The organism is Streptomyces sp. CRCS-T-1 (assembly GCF_024442335.1).
Lineage (GTDB): Bacteria > Actinomycetota > Actinomycetes > Streptomycetales > Streptomycetaceae > Streptomyces > Streptomyces koelreuteriae.
This window is the reverse complement of record NZ_CP101651.1, coordinates 2,274,633-2,292,855: the sequence shown is the minus strand read 5'-3', so window position 1 is coordinate 2,292,855 and position 18,223 is coordinate 2,274,633. Positions and strand designations below refer to the sequence as shown.

Annotated in this window: 16 protein-coding genes; 8 read left to right on the top strand and 8 right to left on the bottom strand. The window is 71.6% G+C overall.

The window, feature by feature from the left end; genetic code table 11:
• The first annotated feature begins 207 nt into the window (after positions 1 to 207).
• Positions 208 to 1,812 (top strand): citramalate synthase, encoded by a 1,605-nt coding sequence (cimA, locus tag NNW99_RS10020; protein ID WP_215118346.1) that lies wholly within the window; start codon positions 208 to 210, stop codon positions 1,810 to 1,812.
• Between the two features lie 394 nt (positions 1,813 to 2,206).
• Here cimA and NNW99_RS10015 read toward each other — a convergent pair whose 3' ends face one another.
• Positions 2,207 to 2,866, bottom strand: coding sequence for an SLATT domain-containing protein (locus tag NNW99_RS10015; RefSeq protein ID WP_215118345.1), 660 nt, complete (start codon positions 2,864 to 2,866; stop codon positions 2,207 to 2,209).
• Between the two features lie 183 nt (positions 2,867 to 3,049).
• Between NNW99_RS10015 and NNW99_RS10010 the strand changes: the two genes are divergently transcribed.
• Positions 3,050 to 4,408, top strand: coding sequence for a hypothetical protein (locus NNW99_RS10010; protein ID WP_215118344.1), 1,359 nt, complete (start codon positions 3,050 to 3,052; stop codon positions 4,406 to 4,408).
• Between the two features lie 134 nt (positions 4,409 to 4,542).
• Here the strand turns inward: NNW99_RS10010 and NNW99_RS10005 are convergent, their stop codons facing one another.
• Positions 4,543 to 5,715: a Cmx/CmrA family chloramphenicol efflux MFS transporter gene (locus NNW99_RS10005; RefSeq protein ID WP_215124221.1), complete on the bottom strand. Its 1,173-nt coding sequence runs from the start codon at positions 5,713 to 5,715 to the stop codon at positions 4,543 to 4,545.
• A gap of 165 nt (positions 5,716 to 5,880) precedes the next feature.
• Complete coding sequence (locus NNW99_RS10000) at positions 5,881 to 6,816, bottom strand: DMT family transporter (RefSeq protein WP_215118343.1); 936 nt, start codon at positions 6,814 to 6,816, stop codon at positions 5,881 to 5,883.
• 72 nt (positions 6,817 to 6,888) lie between these two features.
• On the opposite strand from NNW99_RS10000, the gene NNW99_RS09995 reads away from it, so the two are divergent.
• On the top strand, positions 6,889 to 7,476 hold the full coding sequence (locus NNW99_RS09995) for a TetR/AcrR family transcriptional regulator (RefSeq protein ID WP_215118342.1): 588 nt from the start codon (positions 6,889 to 6,891) through the stop codon (positions 7,474 to 7,476).
• A gap of 39 nt (positions 7,477 to 7,515) precedes the next feature.
• Positions 7,516 to 8,091, top strand: a complete 576-nt coding sequence (locus NNW99_RS09990) for a YdeI family protein (RefSeq protein ID WP_215118341.1) — start codon at positions 7,516 to 7,518, stop codon at positions 8,089 to 8,091.
• Between the two features lie 430 nt (positions 8,092 to 8,521).
• On the opposite strand, the gene NNW99_RS09985 is transcribed toward NNW99_RS09990, so the two are convergent.
• Together NNW99_RS09985 and NNW99_RS09980 are read right to left on the bottom strand one after the other, a co-directional pair.
• Positions 8,522 to 9,307 (bottom strand): trypsin-like serine protease, encoded by a 786-nt coding sequence (locus NNW99_RS09985; protein ID WP_215118340.1) that lies wholly within the window; start codon positions 9,305 to 9,307, stop codon positions 8,522 to 8,524.
• A 236-nt stretch (positions 9,308 to 9,543) separates the two neighbouring features.
• Entirely contained in the window at positions 9,544 to 10,149 is a 606-nt protein-coding gene (locus NNW99_RS09980; RefSeq protein WP_215118339.1) for a YceI family protein, read from the bottom strand.
• A 373-nt stretch (positions 10,150 to 10,522) separates the two neighbouring features.
• Here NNW99_RS09980 and NNW99_RS09975 point away from each other — a divergent pair, with 373 nt between their 5' ends.
• The 4 genes from NNW99_RS09975 (at position 10,523) to NNW99_RS09960 (ending at position 16,410) form a co-directional block, all read left to right on the top strand.
• Positions 10,523 to 11,353, top strand: coding sequence for an SDR family oxidoreductase (locus tag NNW99_RS09975; protein WP_215118338.1), 831 nt, complete (start codon positions 10,523 to 10,525; stop codon positions 11,351 to 11,353).
• A gap of 710 nt (positions 11,354 to 12,063) precedes the next feature.
• Positions 12,064 to 14,442, top strand: a complete 2,379-nt coding sequence (locus NNW99_RS09970) for a polysaccharide lyase 8 family protein (protein WP_215118337.1) — start codon at positions 12,064 to 12,066, stop codon at positions 14,440 to 14,442.
• Between the two features lie 154 nt (positions 14,443 to 14,596).
• Positions 14,597 to 16,180, top strand: a complete 1,584-nt coding sequence (locus NNW99_RS09965) for an acyl-CoA carboxylase subunit beta (RefSeq protein WP_215118336.1) — start codon at positions 14,597 to 14,599, stop codon at positions 16,178 to 16,180.
• Positions 16,181 to 16,215: 35 nt separating this feature from the next.
• On the top strand, positions 16,216 to 16,410 hold the full coding sequence (locus tag NNW99_RS09960; protein WP_215118335.1) for an acyl-CoA carboxylase subunit epsilon: 195 nt from the start codon (positions 16,216 to 16,218) through the stop codon (positions 16,408 to 16,410).
• 162 nt (positions 16,411 to 16,572) lie between these two features.
• Here the strand turns inward: NNW99_RS09960 and NNW99_RS09955 are convergent, their stop codons facing one another.
• The 3 genes from NNW99_RS09955 to NNW99_RS09945 form a co-directional block, all read right to left on the bottom strand.
• A complete protein-coding gene (locus NNW99_RS09955; protein ID WP_009314218.1) occupies positions 16,573 to 17,154 on the bottom strand; it encodes an ATP/GTP-binding protein in 582 nt (193 codons plus the stop codon).
• Positions 17,135 to 17,713, bottom strand: coding sequence for a DUF742 domain-containing protein (locus NNW99_RS09950; protein WP_184598587.1), 579 nt, complete (start codon positions 17,711 to 17,713; stop codon positions 17,135 to 17,137). Before NNW99_RS09950 ends, NNW99_RS09955 begins: the two co-directional genes overlap by 20 nt.
• Positions 17,714 to 17,806: 93 nt before the next feature.
• Complete coding sequence (locus NNW99_RS09945) at positions 17,807 to 18,220, bottom strand: roadblock/LC7 domain-containing protein (RefSeq protein ID WP_003993185.1); 414 nt, start codon at positions 18,218 to 18,220, stop codon at positions 17,807 to 17,809.
• Positions 18,221 to 18,223: the final 3 nt, after the last annotated feature.

Sequence of the window (18,223 nt, the reverse complement as noted above, 5' to 3'; positions counted from 1 at the left end):
CCGGTCCGCAGTGACCGCCACGTACGACCAGGTACGGGCGGACACCGTCGTCCTCGACCCGCGCGCAGACCTCTCGCACCCGCGAGGGGTTTTTCGCTTTTTCTGGCCCACCCGCAGCCAGGAGCGAGAGCGCGAGGGAGTATGTGGGGGCGGTGGAGCCGGTCATTCCGGTACGACCGAGATCCAATCCTCAGGAGCCTTGAGACCATGACCGCAACCAGCGAGCTCGACGATTCGTTCCACGTCTTCGACACCACCCTGCGCGACGGCGCCCAGCGTGAGGGCATCAACCTCACCGTCGCCGACAAGCTGGCCATCGCACGGCACCTGGACGACTTCGGCGTGGGCTTCATCGAGGGCGGCTGGCCGGGCGCGAATCCCCGGGACACCGAGTTCTTCGCCCGCGCCCAGCAGGAGATCGACTTCCGGCACGCCCAGCTCGTCGCGTTCGGCGCGACCCGGCGCGCGGGAGCCAAGGCGGCCGAGGACCCGCAGGTCAAGGCGCTGCTGGAGTCGGGCGCCGAGGTGATCACGCTGGTCGCGAAGTCCCACGACCGGCATGTCGAGCTCGCCCTGCGCACCACCCTGGACGAGAACCTGGAGATGATCCGCGACACGGTGTCGTTCCTGACGGAACAGGGCCGCCGGGTCTTCGTCGACTGCGAGCACTTCTTCGACGGCTACCGGGCGAACCCGGAGTACGCCAAGGCCGTCGTCCGTACGGCGTCGGAGGCCGGCGCGGACGTGGTGATCCTCTGCGACACCAACGGCGGCATGCTCCCGGCGCAGATCCAGGCGGTCGTCGCCACGGTCCTGGCCGACACGGGCGCCCGGCTCGGCATCCACGCCCAGGACGACACGGGCTGCGCGGTGGCGAACACGCTGGCCGCCGTCGACGCCGGGGCGACGCATGTGCAGTGCACCGCCAACGGCTACGGCGAGCGCGTGGGCAACGCGAACCTCTTCCCGGTCGTGGCGGCGCTGGAACTGAAGTACGGCAAGAAGGTGCTGCCCGACGGCCATCTGCGCGAGATGACCCGTATCTCGCACGCCATCGCCGAGGTCGTCAACCTCACCCCCTCCACGCATCAGCCCTACGTCGGTCTCTCCGCCTTCGCCCACAAGGCCGGGCTGCACGCCTCTGCCATCAAGGTCGACCCGGACCTGTACCAGCACATCGACCCCGAGCTGGTCGGCAACACCATGCGGATGCTGGTCTCCGACATGGCGGGACGCGCGTCCATCGAGCTCAAGGGCAAGGAACTCGGCATCGACCTCGGCGGCGACCGGGAGCTGGTCGGCCGGGTCGTGGAGCGGGTGAAGGAACGCGAACTCCAGGGCTACACCTACGAGGCGGCCGACGCGAGCTTCGAACTCCTGCTGCGCACCGAGGTCCAGGGCAAGCCGCTGCGCTACTTCGAGGTCGAGTCCTGGCGGGCCATCGTCGAGGATCGGCCCGACGGGTCCCACGCCAACGAGGCCACGGTCAAGCTGTGGGCCAAGGGTGAGCGCATCGTCGCCACGGCCGAGGGCAACGGCCCGGTCAACGCCCTCGACCGTGCCCTGCGCGTCGGCCTGGAGAAGATCTACCCCCAGCTCGCCAAGCTCGAGCTCGTCGACTACAAGGTCCGCATCCTCGAAGGCAAACACGGCACCCAGTCCACGACCCGCGTCCTCATCTCCACGTCCGACGGCACGGGCGAGTGGTCCACGGTCGGCGTCGCCGAGAACGTCATCGCAGCGAGCTGGCAGTCCCTGGAGGACGCGTACACGTACGGCTTGCTGCGGGCGGGGGTGACGCCGGCGGAGTAGCGGGCCGCGTCTGTGCCTGCGCCTACGCGGTGGTGGTGGGTCGGGGCCGCGCCGGGGGGGGTCCGTCCTCGGAACGGCGCGATGGGGTCGGACGCCGACTGACTGTCCGTTGACGCGCCAACCGCTGCGGGCGGACACCCCCCGACACGTCCCCTTCCGTGGTCCGGCGGGTGCGGGCGCGTAACGGCTGAGCTGCCGTCGATCGCCGTGTGGCCGCTCTAGTCGCGGGTGGCCGCGAGCCGCCCTGGCTGCCGGCGGCCGTCACCGCCCCTAGCTGCGGGCATGCGTGCCGCTAGGGGCGGCACGGGTGGGCGCAGCGGCACCCCGCTACGCCGGGTTGCGGACCCACCCGGCGCCAGCGCCGGTGCCGGGTGCCGGGAAGCGGCCAGGTGGGTCACATGGCGGAGTCGCGGGCGCGTGGCACCTGGGCCTCACCCAGGCGCTCACGCCCCGCCCCCCGCTCCAGCCGGAACAACCCCGCCCCGTTCGACCGCTGCCCGGGCGCGTGCACGGTGGCGCGGGTCAGTTCCTCCACCCCGTCGGCCAGGTAACCGACCCACGCCGACCCCTCGTCCTCGATGATCCGCTGCGCGTCCGTCCGCAACCGCTCGATCACCCCGAGCAGCGCGGCCTGCTCCTTGTCGCTGGGAGAGTCCGTGGCCCGCAGATACGTCTGCGCCCACTCGGACTGCGCCCTCTTGAGGATCTGCTGCAGCGCCTGCTGCGTACGGATGTAGCGCGTCCAGGACGCCGAGAACCCGAAGATCCGATCGAACAGGACACACCCCGCCCCACCGGCCAGGAACACGAAGCCCCACTCGGGCGGCAACGCGGAAGGGGTGGCCGCGTGCACCAGCGGAGTCAGCGTGCCGACGATGCCCAGCAGCGCGGCCAGCGCCCGCAGCCACCGCGACCACAGCGACGGCCCCCGGCGCCGCGCCAGGTACCAGCCGATCGCCGTCGTCACCTCCGCCTCGGCATGCCGGAACAGCTCCCACAACAGGTCGGCCCGCGAACGCGACCGGTCCAGCTCGGCGAGTGCGGACACCGTCATGTCCGCGGCCCTGCGTCTTCCGAACATGCCCCTGATCCGCCCTTTCCCCTGCGACCCGTGGCGTGGGCCGGACCCGGCCCGGCCCACGGAGGTGAGCCAGAAGGCATCGTAGGCGCAGCGGCGTCCCGAAATCCCCGCCCCTATCGATATCCCTTCTGTGCTGATTCGGGTAGCTTCGAACATATGAAGGCCGCACTGGTGCGTACTGTCGTACGACTGCTGATCGCGCCGGTCGCCGCCCTGGTGGCGGTACTGGTGGTGATGACGGCCGTCGCGCCGGGCGCGCACGCGGCCACCGACCTCTCGAAGGTCGCCGAGGAACTGCGCGAGAACCCCGTCTACGTCGACCCGGCCGCCTCCGACCAGCTCGCGGCGTCGGACGCCGAGGCCCTCGCCGACAAGATCAAGGACGCGGACAAGCCCGTCTTCGTGGCGGTCCTCCCGGCCGATACCCCCACAAAGGACCTCTTCCGCAACCTCCGCACCGAGACCGGCGTCACCGGCCTGTACGGCGTCCGCGTCGGCGAGCAGTTCGACGCCCGTGCCGACAGCGCGGTGATGAGCCGCCAGGCGGTCTCCAACCTGGTCAGTGCCGTGCAGGACACGGGCGACACCAAGGCCCAGCTCAACGACTTCGTCGACGACGCCCTGCGCAGCATGGGCGGCACGGCGCCGAGCAGCTGGAGCGACGGCTCGGAGACCGGCGTACCGGTCGGCGGTCTGATCACGTTCGGCGCCCTGGTCGCGGCCGGCGGCGCGGGCACCTACGCCGTGGTCCGGCGCAACCGCCGCCGCCACGAGGAGGAGCAGCGGGCCGCTCTGGAGAAGCTGCGGGTCGTCGTCGACGAGGACATCACCGCCTTCGGCGAGGAGCTCGACCGCCTTGACTTCCACCCCGGGGAGCCCGCCGCCGACGACGCGATGCGCGCCGACTACGAACGCGCCCTGGACTCCTACGAGCGGGCGAAGTCCCTGATGGCGGCCGCGACGAAACCGGAGGACGTCCGGCCCGTCACCCAGACCGTGGAGGACGGCCGCTTCTCCCTGGCCCGGCTCGCGGCCCGGCGCGAGGGCGACCGGCTGCCCGAGCGCCGCCCGCCCTGCTTCTTCGACCCGCGCCACGGCCCCTCGGTCGCCGACATGAGCTGGACGCCCTCGGGCGGCACCACACGCGACGTCCCCGTCTGCGCGGCCGACCGGACCCGGCTCACCGAGGGCCGCGACCCGGCGATCCGCGAGGTCGACACCGACTACGGCCGCCGCCCCTACTGGGAGGCCGGCCCGGCGTACGGCCCCTGGGCCGGCGGCTACTTCGCCGGCGGCATCCTGCCCGGCCTCCTCGTCGGCACCATGCTCGGCAGCATGATGGCCGCCCCCGCCTACGCGGCCGACTACGGCTCCGGCTACGGAGACTTCGGCGGTTACGAGGGCGGTGACGTCTCCGGCGCCAACTTCGACTCCGGCGACTTCGGGGGCGGCTTCGGCGGAGGCGACTTCGGCGGTGGAGGCTTCGGTGGAGGGGACTTCGGGGGCGGGTTCTGAACCACGCCATCGACTGACCGCGGCGGTCACTGAAACCGGCCGCGACTGACCACGGCGGTCACTGAACCCGATGGGTCCCGTTGGGTTCTGCGATCGCCGCGGGCTCCGACCCGCCTCGCGCGCCCGCCCGGGGCTCAGCGCCGTAGCGCGTCCCGGTCCGCGAGCCGCGCCCGCTGACGCCACACCACCCCGGCCACGACGCCCGCGAGCGCGATCAGCCCCGCGCTCACCCACACCGGCGACCGGTACCCGAACCCGGCGCCGATCGCCGTGCCACCGGCCCAAGGGCCCAGCGCGGCGCCGACGTTGAACGCGGCCGTCGCGAAACCCCCGGCCAGTGTGGGTGCTCCCGGTGCCGCGTAGAGCGCCTGGGCGATCAGCGTGGAGCCGACGCCGAAGGAAAGCGCTCCCTGGGCGAAGACGAGCCCGAGGGCCAGGACCGGGTGCCCGGCCCCGAGGGCCAGCAGGCACCAGCCCACGCAGGCCGCGACGCCCCCACCGGCGAGGAGCGGCACGGGGCTGCGGTCGGCGAACCGCCCCGCCGCGGTCACCCCCACGAACGACCCGGCGCCGAACAGCGCGAGCACCCCGGGCACCCACCCGCTGCCCAGCCCCGTCACCTCGGTGACCAGCGGCGCGAGATAGGTGAAGGTGCAGAACGTCGCGCCGTTCACGAGGGCGCCCAGCAGCAGCGTGACGACCAGCCGAGGGCTGCGCAGTGACCGCAGTTCACCGCGCAGGGCGGGCGGCGCACCCTCGGCGGTCCCGCCCGGCACGGACCACGCCACCGCCACCAGGGCCGGCAGCGACAGCAGCGCCACGGCCCAGAACGCCGTACGCCAGCCCCACAGCCCGCCCAGCAGGGCCCCGGCGGGCACCCCGGCCACACACGCCAGTGTCACGCCGCCCAGCAGTGTGGACGTGGCCCGGCCCTTCGCGTCAGCCGGGACCATTCCCGCGGCGGCTACGAGGGCGACGGCGAGGAACCCCGCGTTGGCGAGCGCCCCCACCACCCGCGTGGCGAGCAGGACCTCGAAACTGCCGGTGAGAGCACCGACGACATGGACGGCGAGAAAGACGACGAGGAACGCCGACAGCGCGCCCCGCCGCGACCAGCGCCGCGCGAGACCCGCCACGAGCGGCGCCCCTACGACCATTCCCGCCGCGAAGGCGGAGGTCAGCGCACCCGCGGCGGGAACGGACACCCCCAGATCCCGCGCGATGTCCGGCACCAGCCCGGACAGCATGAACTCGGACGTCCCTTGCGCGAACACGGCAAGGCCCAGCAGAAGTAGAGCGAACGGCATGAGGAAACTCCGCACCCGGAAGTCGACGACGAACACGACACGTCGGTCGGCGATCCGGTGGCGGAGCGAAGAAGGGGCCTGCCTCAGCGGCCCGGCATCACAAGCAGCCACCGGAGAGCCGGTGGCCGCACTCTGGATGCCTCGGGGCTGGACACGACAGGGACGTTAGGCGGATTCGGAGGACCGGGTCCACCGGTTTTCCCGCCGCTCTCCCCGGGCGGCGGTCACGGCAGCGTCCCCCCGGTGCCCGCCGCGGTGGACGATGACGACGGCCGCGAGGCAGACGGCCAGCCCGAGGGCGGTCTGGAGGCCGAACGGCTCGCCGAACATGAGCGCGCCCCAGACGGCCGTGACCGGGGCCATGAGGAACATCAGGGTGTTGACCTCGGTGACGCCGGAGCGCTTCAGGATGAGCCAGTACAGCCCGTACCCGCCGAACGTGGACAGGCCCACGAGCCAGGCGACCGCCACCCAGAAGGCTCCCTCGGCCGGCGGCGCGGCGGCTCCGGCGGCCAGCGCAAGCACGGTGAAGAGGACGGCGCTGGTGACGCAGTGGACGGTCAGCGACACCGAAGGGGCGACCCGCGAGCGGGAGCGGCTCTCCAGGAACGTCGCCGCGACCAGGGACAGCATGCCGAGCAGCGGGACGGCGTACGCCCACCAGACCACGTCGGTCCCGGCGGCGTCGGCCAGGGTGACCACGGCGACGCCGCTCAGCCCGAGGCCCAGGCCGATCCACTGCCGTCCCGAGACGTGGCTCCCGAGCAGCGGTCCCGCGAGGGCTCCGGCGACGAGGGGCTGGATGCCGTCGATCAGGGCCGTGGTGCCGCTGGAGACGCCGAGCTGGATGGCGTAGTAGACGCTCAGCAGATAGCCGCTCTGCGACAGCACGCCGATCACGGCCTGCCGGGTCACGTCCCGGGCGGTGAGCCCCCGCCACGCGGAGCGCGTGAGGACGGCGACGGCGATCAGGACGACGGCCAGCGGCAGGAACCGCCACATCAGGACCGTGAGCGCGGACGCGCTGCCCGCGCCGAGCTTGGCTCCGATGAACCCGGAGCTCCAGCACAGGACGAAGGCGAGGGAGAGCAGGATGTTCACGACACCACAACCACTAGACAGATCGGTTTACCCGTTCCTCGTCGACTATACAGATCGGTATACTCGGGTGCCATGGGTACCACTGCCTCCGAAACCCCCCGCCGGATCACGCTGACGCCGGCCGCCCGCCGCGCCCTCCAGGCCGCCGCGCGGCTGTTCTACGAACGCGGCATCCATGCCGTCGGGGTCGACCTCATCGCCGCCGAGGCCGGGGTCACGAAGAAGACCCTCTACGACCGGTTCGGCTCCAAGGAGCAGATCGTCGTGGAGTACCTCGCCGACCGCGACGAGCGCTGGCGGGCCTTCCTCGGCGAGCGCCTCGACGCGGCCGGGCCGGACCCGGGGGAGCGCGTCCTGACGGTCTTCGACGCCTCACGCGATTGGGCGCGGGACAGCAGCCCGAAGGGGTGCAGCATGGTCAACGCCCACGCGGAGATCAGCGACCCCGCGCACCCGGCCCACCCGATCATCACCGGCCAGAAGCGGTGGATGCTCGACCTGTTCACGAGTCTCGCCGCGGACATCACCCCGGACGAACCAGCCCGTCTGGCCCGGGCGTTGATGCTGCTCCACGAGGGCGCGCTCGTCGCCCACGGCCTCGGCATCTTCCCGGACGCCATCGACCACGCCCGCGAACAGGCGCGCGCGCTGCTCGCGTAGCGGACGGAATCTGTCCTACTCGGTCCCTACGGTGGTGCCATGACCTCCTCCGACGGCCCGGCCCCGCTCCCCTTCGCCACCGTGGCCGACCTGGACTCCTGGCTGACCACCCACCCCGCCCCGCATCCCGGCCTCTGGGTCAAGGTCGCCAAGAAGGGTTCGGGCATCCCCTCCGTCAGCGCCGCCGACGTCAACGACGTGGCGCTCTGCCACGGGTGGATCACCGGGCAGCGCAAGCGCCTCGACGCGTCGTACTACCTCCAGAGGATCACCCCGCGCCGCCCCGGCAGCCTCTGGTCCATGGTCAACGTCCGCCGGGTGGAGGAACTCACCGCCGCCGGACGTATGCGCCCCGCCGGGCATGACGAGGTGACCACCGCGAAGGCGGACGGCCGTTGGGACGCGGCCTACGCCTCCCAGCAGGAGGCCGAGGTCCCGGAGGACTTCGCGACAGCGCTGGCACGCAGCCCGCGAGCCGCAGCAGCTTTCGAGTCCCTCGGCCGAACGGACCGCTACCTCACGATGCTCCCCGTCCTCCGCGCCCTGACACCGGGGAGCCGGGCAGCGCAGGTGACGGCGGCGGTGGCGAAGTTGGAGGCGGGTGGTCGGGGGTGAGCGGCCTGACGGGGCGGGCTGGGGCGACGGGGGTTGTTCTGGCGCGAGCGTTCGGGCTCGGGCTCGGTGGCGCGGGCCGGATCGGCTGAGGCCAGCCCCAACACCCGGGCGCGGGCCCGCCATCGGACGGGTCGGGCAGGTAGGCGGACCCTGGCCGTCTGGGCGTGGGCCCGCCGACGGCCGGGCCGGATTGACGGGGGCGCTCCAGCGCGCGACGCAGACTCGGCGGGGGGGAGGGGCCGAGGTGACGGGAGTTCGCCCCATCGCCCGTGCGGGGACCCTCCTCGGGCGGGGCAACTCACCCCACAGGCGCGGGCCCGGCCCCGGATGACCCGACCCGACCGGCAGTCACCCGACCGCACAGCCACGGGCCCGGTGCCCAACCGCCCGCACCGGACCCGCAAGCCGCTTCGTCACTGCCGAGGGCGCGTCAGAGGGTGGACGCCGCCGAGGCTATCGCCGAGGCGAACGTGGAGACCTCCGTGTAGACGCCGGGGGCCTCGGGGCGGGCGCAGCCCTCGCCCCAGCTGACGATGCCGACCTGGATCCAGGCGCCGGCGTTGTCCTTGCGGAACATGGGGCCGCCGGAGTCGCCCTGGCAGGTGTCGACGCCGCCCGCGTCGAAGCCGGCGCAGATCTCCTCGCTCGCGACGAGGCCGCTGTACAGACCGCCGTAGGCCTTGCACGCGGCGTCGCTGACGAAGGGCACGGTCGCCTTCAGGAGGTAGCGCTGCTGGGAGCCGCCCTCACGGTTCGCGCCCCAGCCGGCGACGGTGAAGTCACCGGTGTTGTACTGCGAGGTCGTGGCTGTCTTCAGGGTCGGCAGATTGATCGGCTGGGCGAGCTTGATGAGCGCCCAGTCCTTGCCGGTGCCGTTGTAGCCGGGCGCGCGGAGCACCTTGGTGGAGCGGACCTGGACCCGGCCGCTCGTGGACTGGAGGTCGACGACCCCCGCGGTGGCGGTGATGCTGGTGTTGTTGCCGGAACTGCCCACACAGTGCGCGGCCGTGAGCACGATCTGCTGGGTGTAGAGCGCGCCGCCACAGCCCATGGACAGCCTGACCATGAACGGGAACTCGCCCTGCGCGGCCCGCGTCCCGCCGACGACGGGCGAGGGCGCGGCCTGCGCGGCGGTGACGGGCTGAAGGCTGGCGATCGCGAGCGCGGCGGCGCCGAGGACCGCGCATCTCTTGAGAGCCGTGAGAAGTCTCTTCAACGTGATGCCTTCCGTGGGGGGTTGACCTGGGGAGATGTGCAACCGAAGCATCCGTTTGACGAGCTCATGTCAGCAGCAGGAGCAAAAAGAACGTCCATGTGCTGGCATGGACCGGTCAAAATTCTGCTGCTGGATTATGAGAACGCCGTGAGTCCTCGCACAAGAGGCCCGATTCGGCCACGCCGCACGGAGTGGTCCCGTGCGGCGTGGCCGGTGGTGCGGGCGATGCGGGAGGTTCAGGCGTTCCTGATCGCCGAGATGTCGAAGTTGAGCTTGATCTTGTCGGAGACGAGCACGCCGCCGGTCTCCAGCGCGGCGTTCCAGGTCAGGCCCCACTCGGAGCGCAGGATCTCCGCCTTGCCCTCGAAGCCGACGCGCTCGTTGCCGAAGGGGTCCTTCGCGGCGCCGTTGAACTCCAGGTCGATGGAGAGGGGGCGGGTGGTGCCGAGGATCGTCAGGTCGCCGGTGATGCGGTAGTCGTCGCCGCCGAGGGACTCCGCCTTCGTGGAGCGGAACGTCATGGTCGGGAACTCGTCCGCCTTGAAGAAGTCCGCGCTCTTGAGATGGCCGTCCCGGTCCGCGTTGCCCGTCTCGATGCTGTCCATCACGACGTCGAGGGAGGCCGCGGACCGCGAGGGGTCGGTGCCGTCGAGGCTGAGCGTGCCCGTGAAGTCCTGGAAGCCGCCCTTGACGTTGGTGACCATGGCGTGGCGGGCGACGAAGCCGATCGTCGAGTGCGCGGGGTCGATCGTGTAGTCGCCGGTCAGGGCGGCCAGCTCCGGCCGTACGGCGCCGGACGTGCCGGTGGCGGTCTCGATGTCCTTGCTGCTGAAGATGCTCATGGGTAGGCCTCCTGCGAGTGATGCGATGAGAAGTCTCGATGTTGAATCTTGAACTACATCAACGCGCACCACCGTAGACCTATTCCGGTTCAATGTTCAACATCATTGGAGGCCGTGTCGCGATACCGCCGCCTGGCGGCACCGCGCGGCCCGCAGGGGTGGTCCTGCCGCGGGCGTCGCGGACGGGCCCGGCCCGTGGACCGCCAACGGAAACGGGCACGTCGGGCCGGGTGAGCCAGGCCCGCGAGCAGGGCTCCAGCGCTGGCGGGACGCACCGGGATGGCGGTGTCCTGGGAGAGGAGGTTCCGTGTGAAGGGACCCGCATGGATACAGACGAGACCACGGCGGACGTACACCGCAGGGAGACCGACCGATGACACTCACCGGCTCCGGCTCGGCCTACGACCCACCGGGCCCCGCCCCACGCGGCCCCGTAGCCCCCTCACACGTGCGCGAGCACGGACCGGCACGGCGTCTGGACCGGCGCGTGGCCCTCGTCACCGGGGCCTCCTCGGGGATCGGGGCGGCGACGGCACGGCGATTCGCCATGGACGGCTGGCAACTGCTCCTCAACGGACGCGACCGGCGCTGTCTGGAGCAGACGGCCTCCGGCACCTCGGCGCTCGTGCTGCCCGCCGACCTCGCCGCCCCGGGCGGACCGCGCCTGCTGGCCCAGTCCGCGCTGCACGCGACCGGCCGGATCGACGTCCTGGTCGCCGGGGCGGGCATCGGCTGGACGGGCCCGTTCGCCGCCATGCCGCACACCGACATCGACCGGGTGCTGGCCTTGGACCTCAACGCCACGCTCCACCTTGTGCGTGAAGTGCTGCCGTCCATGATCGAGGCCGGCCGGGGCCGGGTGGTGCTGCTCGGCTCGGCCGCGGGCTGCTCGGGCGTACGGGAGGAGGCGGTGCACTCCGCCGCCAAGGCGGGCCTCGCCGCCTTCGCCGACGCCCTCCGCCAGGAACTGCGCGGCACGGGCGTGGGCGTGACCCTGGTCGTCCCCACCCGCAGGGACAGCGGCCCCTACGACCACACCACCCCCCGTCCCGTCTCACCCGGCAACGTCGCCCGCGACATCTTCGAGTCCGTACGCCAGGACAGCGACGAGGCGCCCCCCACCCCCACCTGGCGAGCCCTCCCGAGCCGCCTCAGGGCCCTGACCCCGGGGCTGAACCGCCGCATAGCGAACCGCCGCTACTGACCGGCAGGGGCCCGCGCCGGGAGGCCGGCCTCGGTGTGCATCCGGCCGAAAGCACCGTTCAGGTGGCCGTCTGCCCGGGCTCGGGCGTGGGCATGATCGTCGAGAGTCGTGTCCCCCCCCGGCCTGGCGAGGCGTCCCGGGCCGCCTCAGGGCCCGGCGGCCGGGGCACGTGCCGGGAGGCCGGCCTCGGTGTGCATCCGGCCGAAAGCACCGTTCAGGTGGCCCTCTGCCCGGGCTCGGGCGTGGGCATGATCGTCGAGAGCCGTGTCCCCCCCGGCCTGGCGAGCCGTCCCGGGCCGCCTCAGGGCCCGGCGGCGGGGGCACGTGCCGGGAGGCCGGCCTCGGTGTGCATCCGGCCGAAAGCACCGTTCAGGTGGCCGTCTGCCCGGGCTCGGGCGTGGGCATGATCGTCGAGAGTCGTGTCCCCCGGCCTGGCGAGGCGTCCCGGGCCGCCTCAGGGCCCGGCGGCCGACCCGGCGCCGGGAGGCCGGCCTCGGTGTGCATCCGGCCGAAAGCACCGTTCAGGTGGCCCTCTGCCCGGGCTAGGGCGTGGGCATGACCGTCGAGAGCCGTGTCCCCCCCCCGGCCTGGCGAGCCGTCCCGAGCCGCCTCAGGGCCCGGCGGCCGGCCCGCGCCGGGAGGCCGGCCTCGGTGGGCATCCGGCCGAAAGCACCGTTCAGGTGGCCCTCTCCCCGTGGTAGGGCATGGGCATGACCCCCGAGCGTCGCGAATTTCCCCGCCGCACGGCCAAGGACGCCACCACCCTGCCGAGCCCTGGCCGTCGGGCCCTGCTGCTCGCGGTCGGGGCGCTGGCGGCGACCGGCTGGGCGGCGTCCATGCCCCGCGCCGCGTATGCCTCCGAAGCCGAGGACCCCTACGAGACCCTCCGCCGCCGCTGGCTCGGTATCGCCCTCGGCGAGGGCTACGACCCGGCAGCGGAGCCGTACGCCACCCGGCTCGCCGAGACCGGTGCACTCGCCCGCGGGCTGCGCGCCTCCATGGCCCCGGCGGCGAACTCCCTCTGGCCCGGGCACCCCTTCGACCCGCCGGCCGGCATCACCCTCAGCTACGGGCGTCTGTGGACCATGACCCAGGCCTACGTTCAGAAAGGCACCGGCTCGACCGCCGACCCGGGCCTGCTCGCCGACGTCCTGCGCGGCCTCGACCACCTCAACGCGACCGTCTACAACCCTTCCACCACCCGCTACGGCAACTGGTGGGAGTGGCAGATCGGCAGCCCCCGCCTGCTCACCGACATCACCGCCGCCCTCTACGACGAACTGGGCGAAACCCGCGTCCGGGCCGCCTGCGCCGCCGTCGACCACTTCGTCCCCGACTCCGCCCTCGGCGACTACACCGGCACCTCCACCGGCGCCAACCGCGTCGACCTGTGCCGCTCCGTCGCCCTGCGCGGCATCCTCGGCCGCGACCCGGCCAAGATCGCCCTCGCCCGGGACGCGCTCTCCCCGGTCTTCCCCTACGTCACCCGGGGCGACGGCCTCTACGCCGACGGCTCCTTCGTCCAGCACACCTGGGTCGCCTACTCGGGCACCTACGGACAGGTCATGCTCGACGGCCTCGGCCGGCTCTTCACCCTGCTCGCCGGATCCGACTGGGCGGTCACCGACCCGAACCGGCAGATCATCCTCGACAGCGTCGAGCGGGCCTACGCCCCGCTCATCCACGACGGACTGGTCATGGACAGCGTCAACGGCCGTGCCATCAGCCGCGGTTACCTCATCACCGACGACCGCAAGGTGATGCGCAGCGACCACTTCCACGGCCAGCAGCTCATCGCGGCCATCGCCCTCCTCGCCGCCGCCGCGACCCCCGCGGAACGCGACCGCTGGCACGCCCGCGTCAAGGGCTGGATCGAACGGGACACGGTCACCCCGATCCTCACCGCACCCCAGTTCGGCGTCGCCACCCTCGCCCGGCTGCACGCCATCGCCGCCTCACCCGCCCCGGCCGCACCCGAACCCACCGGGCACCACCTCTTCGCCGCCATGGACCGCGCCGTCCACCGCCGCCCCGGCTTCACCGTGAACATCGCCATGGCCAGCGACCGCATCGCCCACTACGAGTGCGGCAACGGCGAGAACCCACGCGGCTGGCACACCGGCGCGGGGATGGTCAGCTGGTGGTCCGGTACGAGCGACCAGTACACGGACTGGTTCTGGCCGACGGTGGACTGGTACCGCCTGCCCGGCACCACCGTCTCCACCAAGCGCCTCGCCGACCGGGAAGGAGGCGAGTGGGGATCCGCCCGCCCGGACGCCCGCTGGGTCGGCGGCACCACCGACGGCACCTGCGCGGCCCTCGGTCAGCACCTCAAGGGCCTCGGCTCCACCCTCCAGGCCCGCAAGTCCTGGTTCTGCGTCGCGGACGCGGTGATCTGCCTCGGCGCCGGGATCGGCTGCGCCGACGGCGTCCCGGTGGAGACGATCGTCGACAACCGCAACCTCGGCGAGTCCGGCACCCAGCGCTTCGCCCAGGGCCCGAACTGGGCCCACCTGGAGGACCACGGCGGCTGGGTCCTGCTCGACGGCGAGCCGAAGGCGCTCCGCGAGGACCGCACCGGCGCCTGGGCCGACATCAACACCGGCAGCACCCCGGAGCGCCGCACCCGCCGCTGGCAGACCCTCTGGCTCGACCACGGCACCGACCCCGAGGACGCCACATACGCCTACGTCCTGATGCCCGGGGCGTCCCGCCGCGCGGTCGCCCGCCGCGCCGCCCACCGGCACTGGCTGTCGGTCCTCGCCAACGACGCGGACCGCCAGGCGGTCACCGTGCCCTCCCTCGGCTTCCTGGCAGCGAACTTCTGGCAGGCCGGCACGGCAGGTCCGCTCACCGCCTCCGCCGCCGCGAGCGTGCTGACCGTCCGCCGGGGCCGTACCGCTACCCTCTGTGCGAGCGAGCCGCCCCGCACGGGCACGCCGCTGGAGATCACCTGGGACCGCCCGGTCCGCCAGGTCGTGCGCGCGGACGAGACCGTCGAGGTGCTCTCGACCGGCCCTCGACTGAGGCTGCGCATCACCCCGGGGGAGGTATGCGCGACCCACCGATGTGAGGTGACTCTCGGTTGAGGTCTTTGTGCGACCCCTACAAGCCGCACACCCTCTGAGCAGTCGGATTGGCTGCACTCCACCATGGTTCTGTTCAGGGGTACCAGGAAAACACGCCGGAGACTGTGAGGAGTCGACGGCCCGCTTTCCTGGGTTGGCTTCGTAAGGTCACTACATGACCGTTTTGGATGAGGCGCCGGGTGAGCCGACCGACGCGCGTGGACGCGTGGCCGAACTGCACGAGATCCGTGCGCAGGCGGTGGCCGGACCGAGCGAGAAGGCGACCAAGGCGCAGCACGCCAAGGGCAAGCTGACCGCACGGGAGCGCATCGAGCTGCTCCTCGACCCGGATTCCTTCCGTGAGGTCGAGCAGCTCCGCCGGCACCGGGCCACGGGTTTCGGCCTGGAGGCCAAGAAGCCGTACACCGACGGTGTGATCACCGGCTGGGGGACGGTCGAGGGCCGGACGGTCTTCGTCTACGCCCATGACTTCCGGGTCTTCGGCGGCGCGCTGGGCGAGGCCCACGCCACCAAGATCCACAAGATCATGGACATGGCCATCGCGGCCGGCGCGCCCCTGGTCTCCCTGAACGACGGCGCCGGTGCCCGTATCCAGGAGGGCGTCTCCGCCCTCGCCGGCTACGGCGGCATCTTCCAGCGCAACACCAAGGCCTCGGGCGTGATCCCGCAGATCAGCGTCATGCTGGGGCCCTGCGCGGGCGGCGCGGCCTACAGCCCCGCCCTGACGGACTTCGTGTTCATGGTCCGCGAGACCTCGCAGATGTTCATCACCGGCCCGGACGTCGTCAAGGCGGTCACCGGCGAGGAGATCACCCAGAACGGCCTGGGCGGCGCCGACGTGCACGCCGAGACCAGCGGCGTCTGCCACTTCGCCTACGACGACGAAGAGACCTGCATCGCCGAGGTCCGCTACCTGCTCTCCCTGCTCCCGCAGAACAACCGCGAGAACCCGCCGCGCGCCGAGGCCTCGGACGCCGTCGACCGCCGCTCGGACGTCCTGCTGGACCTGGTCCCGGCGGACGGCAACCGGCCGTACGACATGGCCAAGGTCATCGAGGAGATCGTCGACGACGGCGACTACCTGGAGGTCCACGAGCGCTGGGCGCGGAACATCATCTGCGCGCTGGGCCGGATGGACGGCCAGGTCGTCGGCATCGTCGCCAATCAGCCGCAGGCCCTCGCGGGCGTCCTGGACATCGAGGCCTCCGAGAAGGCGGCCCGCTTCGTCCAGATGTGCGACGCCTTCAACATCCCGATCATCACTCTTCTGGACGTACCCGGCTTCCTGCCCGGCGTCGACCAGGAGCACGGTGGGATCATCCGCCACGGCGCCAAGCTGCTCTACGCGTACTGCAACGCGACCGTGCCGAGGATCTCGCTGATCCTGCGCAAGGCCTACGGAGGTGCGTACATCGTCATGGACAGCCAGTCCATCGGTGCTGACCTCACCTACGCCTGGCCGACGAACGAGATCGCCGTCATGGGCGCGGAGGGTGCGGCCAACGTCATCTTCCGCCGCCAGATCGCCGAGGCCGAGGACCCCGAGGCCATGCGCGCCCGCATGGTCAAGGAGTACAAGTCCGAGCTGATGCACCCGTACTACGCGGCGGAGCGCGGCCTGGTCGACGACGTCATCGACCCCGCCGAGACCCGCGAGGTCCTCATCAAGTCCCTCGCGATGCTCCAGACCAAGCACGCCGACCTGCCTTCCCGCAAGCACGGCAACCCTCCGCAGTAACCCCGCGGACATCTCTCTCACGGAGACTGACACCCATGAGCACCCCTGACATCCGCGTCGAGAAGGGCCACGCCGAGCCCGAGGAAGTCGCCGCCATCACGGCGATCCTCCTGGCCCGCGCCGCCGCCCGCCCCACCGACCCCACCCCGACGCACCGAGGCCGCGACAAGGCCGGCTGGCGCCGCCTGGAACGCGAGCCGGGCTTCCGAGCCCCGCACAGCTGGCGCTGACCCCAGCACCTGAAAGAGGCCCCTCCACCAGGAGGGGCCTCTTTTGCTTTTTGCCTTTAGGGGCGCGGGGAACTGCGCGACAAGCCACGATCAACCCGCACCCGGCAACGCAACAGCCCCCGGCAACCCAGAGGCCGCCAGGGGCTGTCCCACAGCAAGAAACTAACGAAGCCGTGCCATCAGCGCGTGCTCAACCAGCGTGATCAACGCCGACTTCGCATCGGCCCGATGCCGCGCGTCCGTCGTGATGATCGGCGTGTCCGGCCCGATCTGCAGAGCCTCCCGCACCTCGTCCGGGTTGTACGGCTGCTGCCCGTCGAACCCGTTCAGCGCGATCACGAACGGCAGACCCGAGTTCTCGAAGTAGTCGACGGCCGGGAAGCAGTCGGCGAGACGCCGCGTGTCCACCAGGACGATCGCGCCGATGGCGCCGCGCACCAGGTCGTCCCACATGAACCAGAAGCGGTCCTGACCGGGCGTACCGAAGAGGTACAGGATCAGGTCCTGGTCCAGGGTGATACGGCCGAAGTCCATGGCGACCGTGGTGGTCGTCTTGTCCCCGGTGTGGGTGAGGTCGTCGATGCCGGCCGAAGCTGACGTCATGACGGCCTCGGTACGCAGCGGGTTGATCTCCGAGACGGCCCCGACGAACGTGGTCTTGCCCACGCCGAAGCCACCCGCCACCACGATCTTCGCTGAGGTGGTGGAGCGGGAAGGACCGCCGCTAGAGCTTGCGAAGTCCACTGAGCACCCTTTCGAGCAGTGTCACGTCTGGCTGGCCGCCGGCGTTCTCGTCGCCGCCGGGCTGATGGATGGCGACCAGTCCCGCCTCCGCCAAGTCGGCGACGAGGATCCTGGCCACGCCGAGAGGGATCGTGAGGAGCGCCGAGATCTCGGCGACCGACTTGATTTCCCGGCAGAGGTTGCAGATCCGCTGATGCTCGGGCAACTGGCCCTGCATCTGGTGCGGCTGCGCAGTGGTGTGCACCAGCGCCTCGATGGCGAGCTGGTAACGCGGGCGGGTCCGGCCACCGGTCATGGCGTACGGACGCACCAGCGGGTTGTTCGACGCCCCGGCGGGCGCCGGCTCGGGGGTGCGGCGCTGCGGCTGCACAGGCTGGATACGCGGGGCCGGCGGCTGGTCGTACGGCGACGGGCCGGGGCCCTGCGGCGCGTACGGCTGCCGGTGGCTCGGTGTGGAGGGGAAGTTGTAACGGTTCGGGTTCTGGGCACCGTCGTTCTGGCCCTGTGCGGGGCCGTACGACCAGTTGCCCGAAGACGAACCGCCTGGGGGTGTTGCCACTTTCTCCTCCTCCGACTGTGCTGGCACCCATGGCTGTGGAGCCGCGTCCCGAAACTTTACGGCCACGGGACGCCAAAACGCACCGTCCGTCTGTTAGTTGAGCAGGCTCCCCTGGAGCTCCGCACGAAGGTCCGGTGTCAGGACCGTACCGGCTCGGTCCACCAGCAGCGCCATCTCGTACCCGATGAGGCCGATGTCCGCCTCGGGATGTGCGAGAACAGCGAGCGAGGAGCCGTCGGATACGGACATGATGAAGAGGAATCCCCGCTCCATCTCCACAACCGTCTGGTTCACAGCGCCTCCCTCGAAGATCCGGGAGGCGCCTGCCGTCAGGGACGTCAGACCGGAAGCGACGGCCGCGAGCTGGTCGGCGCGGTCGCGGGGGAAGCCTTCGGACATAGCCAGAAGGAGTCCGTCGGCGGAGACCACCACCGTGTGGGACACCCCCGGGGTGTTGTCCACGAAGTTGGTGATCAACCAGTTCAGGTTCTGTGCCGCCTGGCTCATCGG

Bases quoted from the DNA above. Each gene is read 5' to 3' on its own strand.
- NNW99_RS09970 (WP_215118337.1), top strand. From the start codon at position 12,064: ATGACCCCCGAGCGTCGCGAATTTCCCCGCCGCACGGCCAAGGACGCC.
- NNW99_RS10015 (WP_215118345.1), bottom strand. From the start codon at position 2,866: ATGACGGTGTCCGCACTCGCCGAGCTGGACCGGTCGCGTTCGCGGGCC.
- NNW99_RS09980 (WP_215118339.1), bottom strand. From the start codon at position 10,149: ATGAGCATCTTCAGCAGCAAGGACATCGAGACCGCCACCGGCACGTCC.
- NNW99_RS09975 (WP_215118338.1), top strand. From the start codon at position 10,523: ATGACACTCACCGGCTCCGGCTCGGCCTACGACCCACCGGGCCCCGCC.
- NNW99_RS09995 (WP_215118342.1), top strand. From the start codon at position 6,889: ATGGGTACCACTGCCTCCGAAACCCCCCGCCGGATCACGCTGACGCCG.
- NNW99_RS10010 (WP_215118344.1), top strand. From the start codon at position 3,050: ATGAAGGCCGCACTGGTGCGTACTGTCGTACGACTGCTGATCGCGCCG.
- NNW99_RS09945 (WP_003993185.1), bottom strand. From the start codon at position 18,220: ATGAGCCAGGCGGCACAGAACCTGAACTGGTTGATCACCAACTTCGTG.
- NNW99_RS10005 (WP_215124221.1), bottom strand. From the start codon at position 5,715: ATGCCGTTCGCTCTACTTCTGCTGGGCCTTGCCGTGTTCGCGCAAGGG.
- NNW99_RS09990 (WP_215118341.1), top strand. From the start codon at position 7,516: ATGACCTCCTCCGACGGCCCGGCCCCGCTCCCCTTCGCCACCGTGGCC.
- NNW99_RS09960 (WP_215118335.1), top strand. From the start codon at position 16,216: ATGAGCACCCCTGACATCCGCGTCGAGAAGGGCCACGCCGAGCCCGAG.
- NNW99_RS09965 (WP_215118336.1), top strand. From the start codon at position 14,597: ATGACCGTTTTGGATGAGGCGCCGGGTGAGCCGACCGACGCGCGTGGA.
- cimA (WP_215118346.1), top strand. From the start codon at position 208: ATGACCGCAACCAGCGAGCTCGACGATTCGTTCCACGTCTTCGACACC.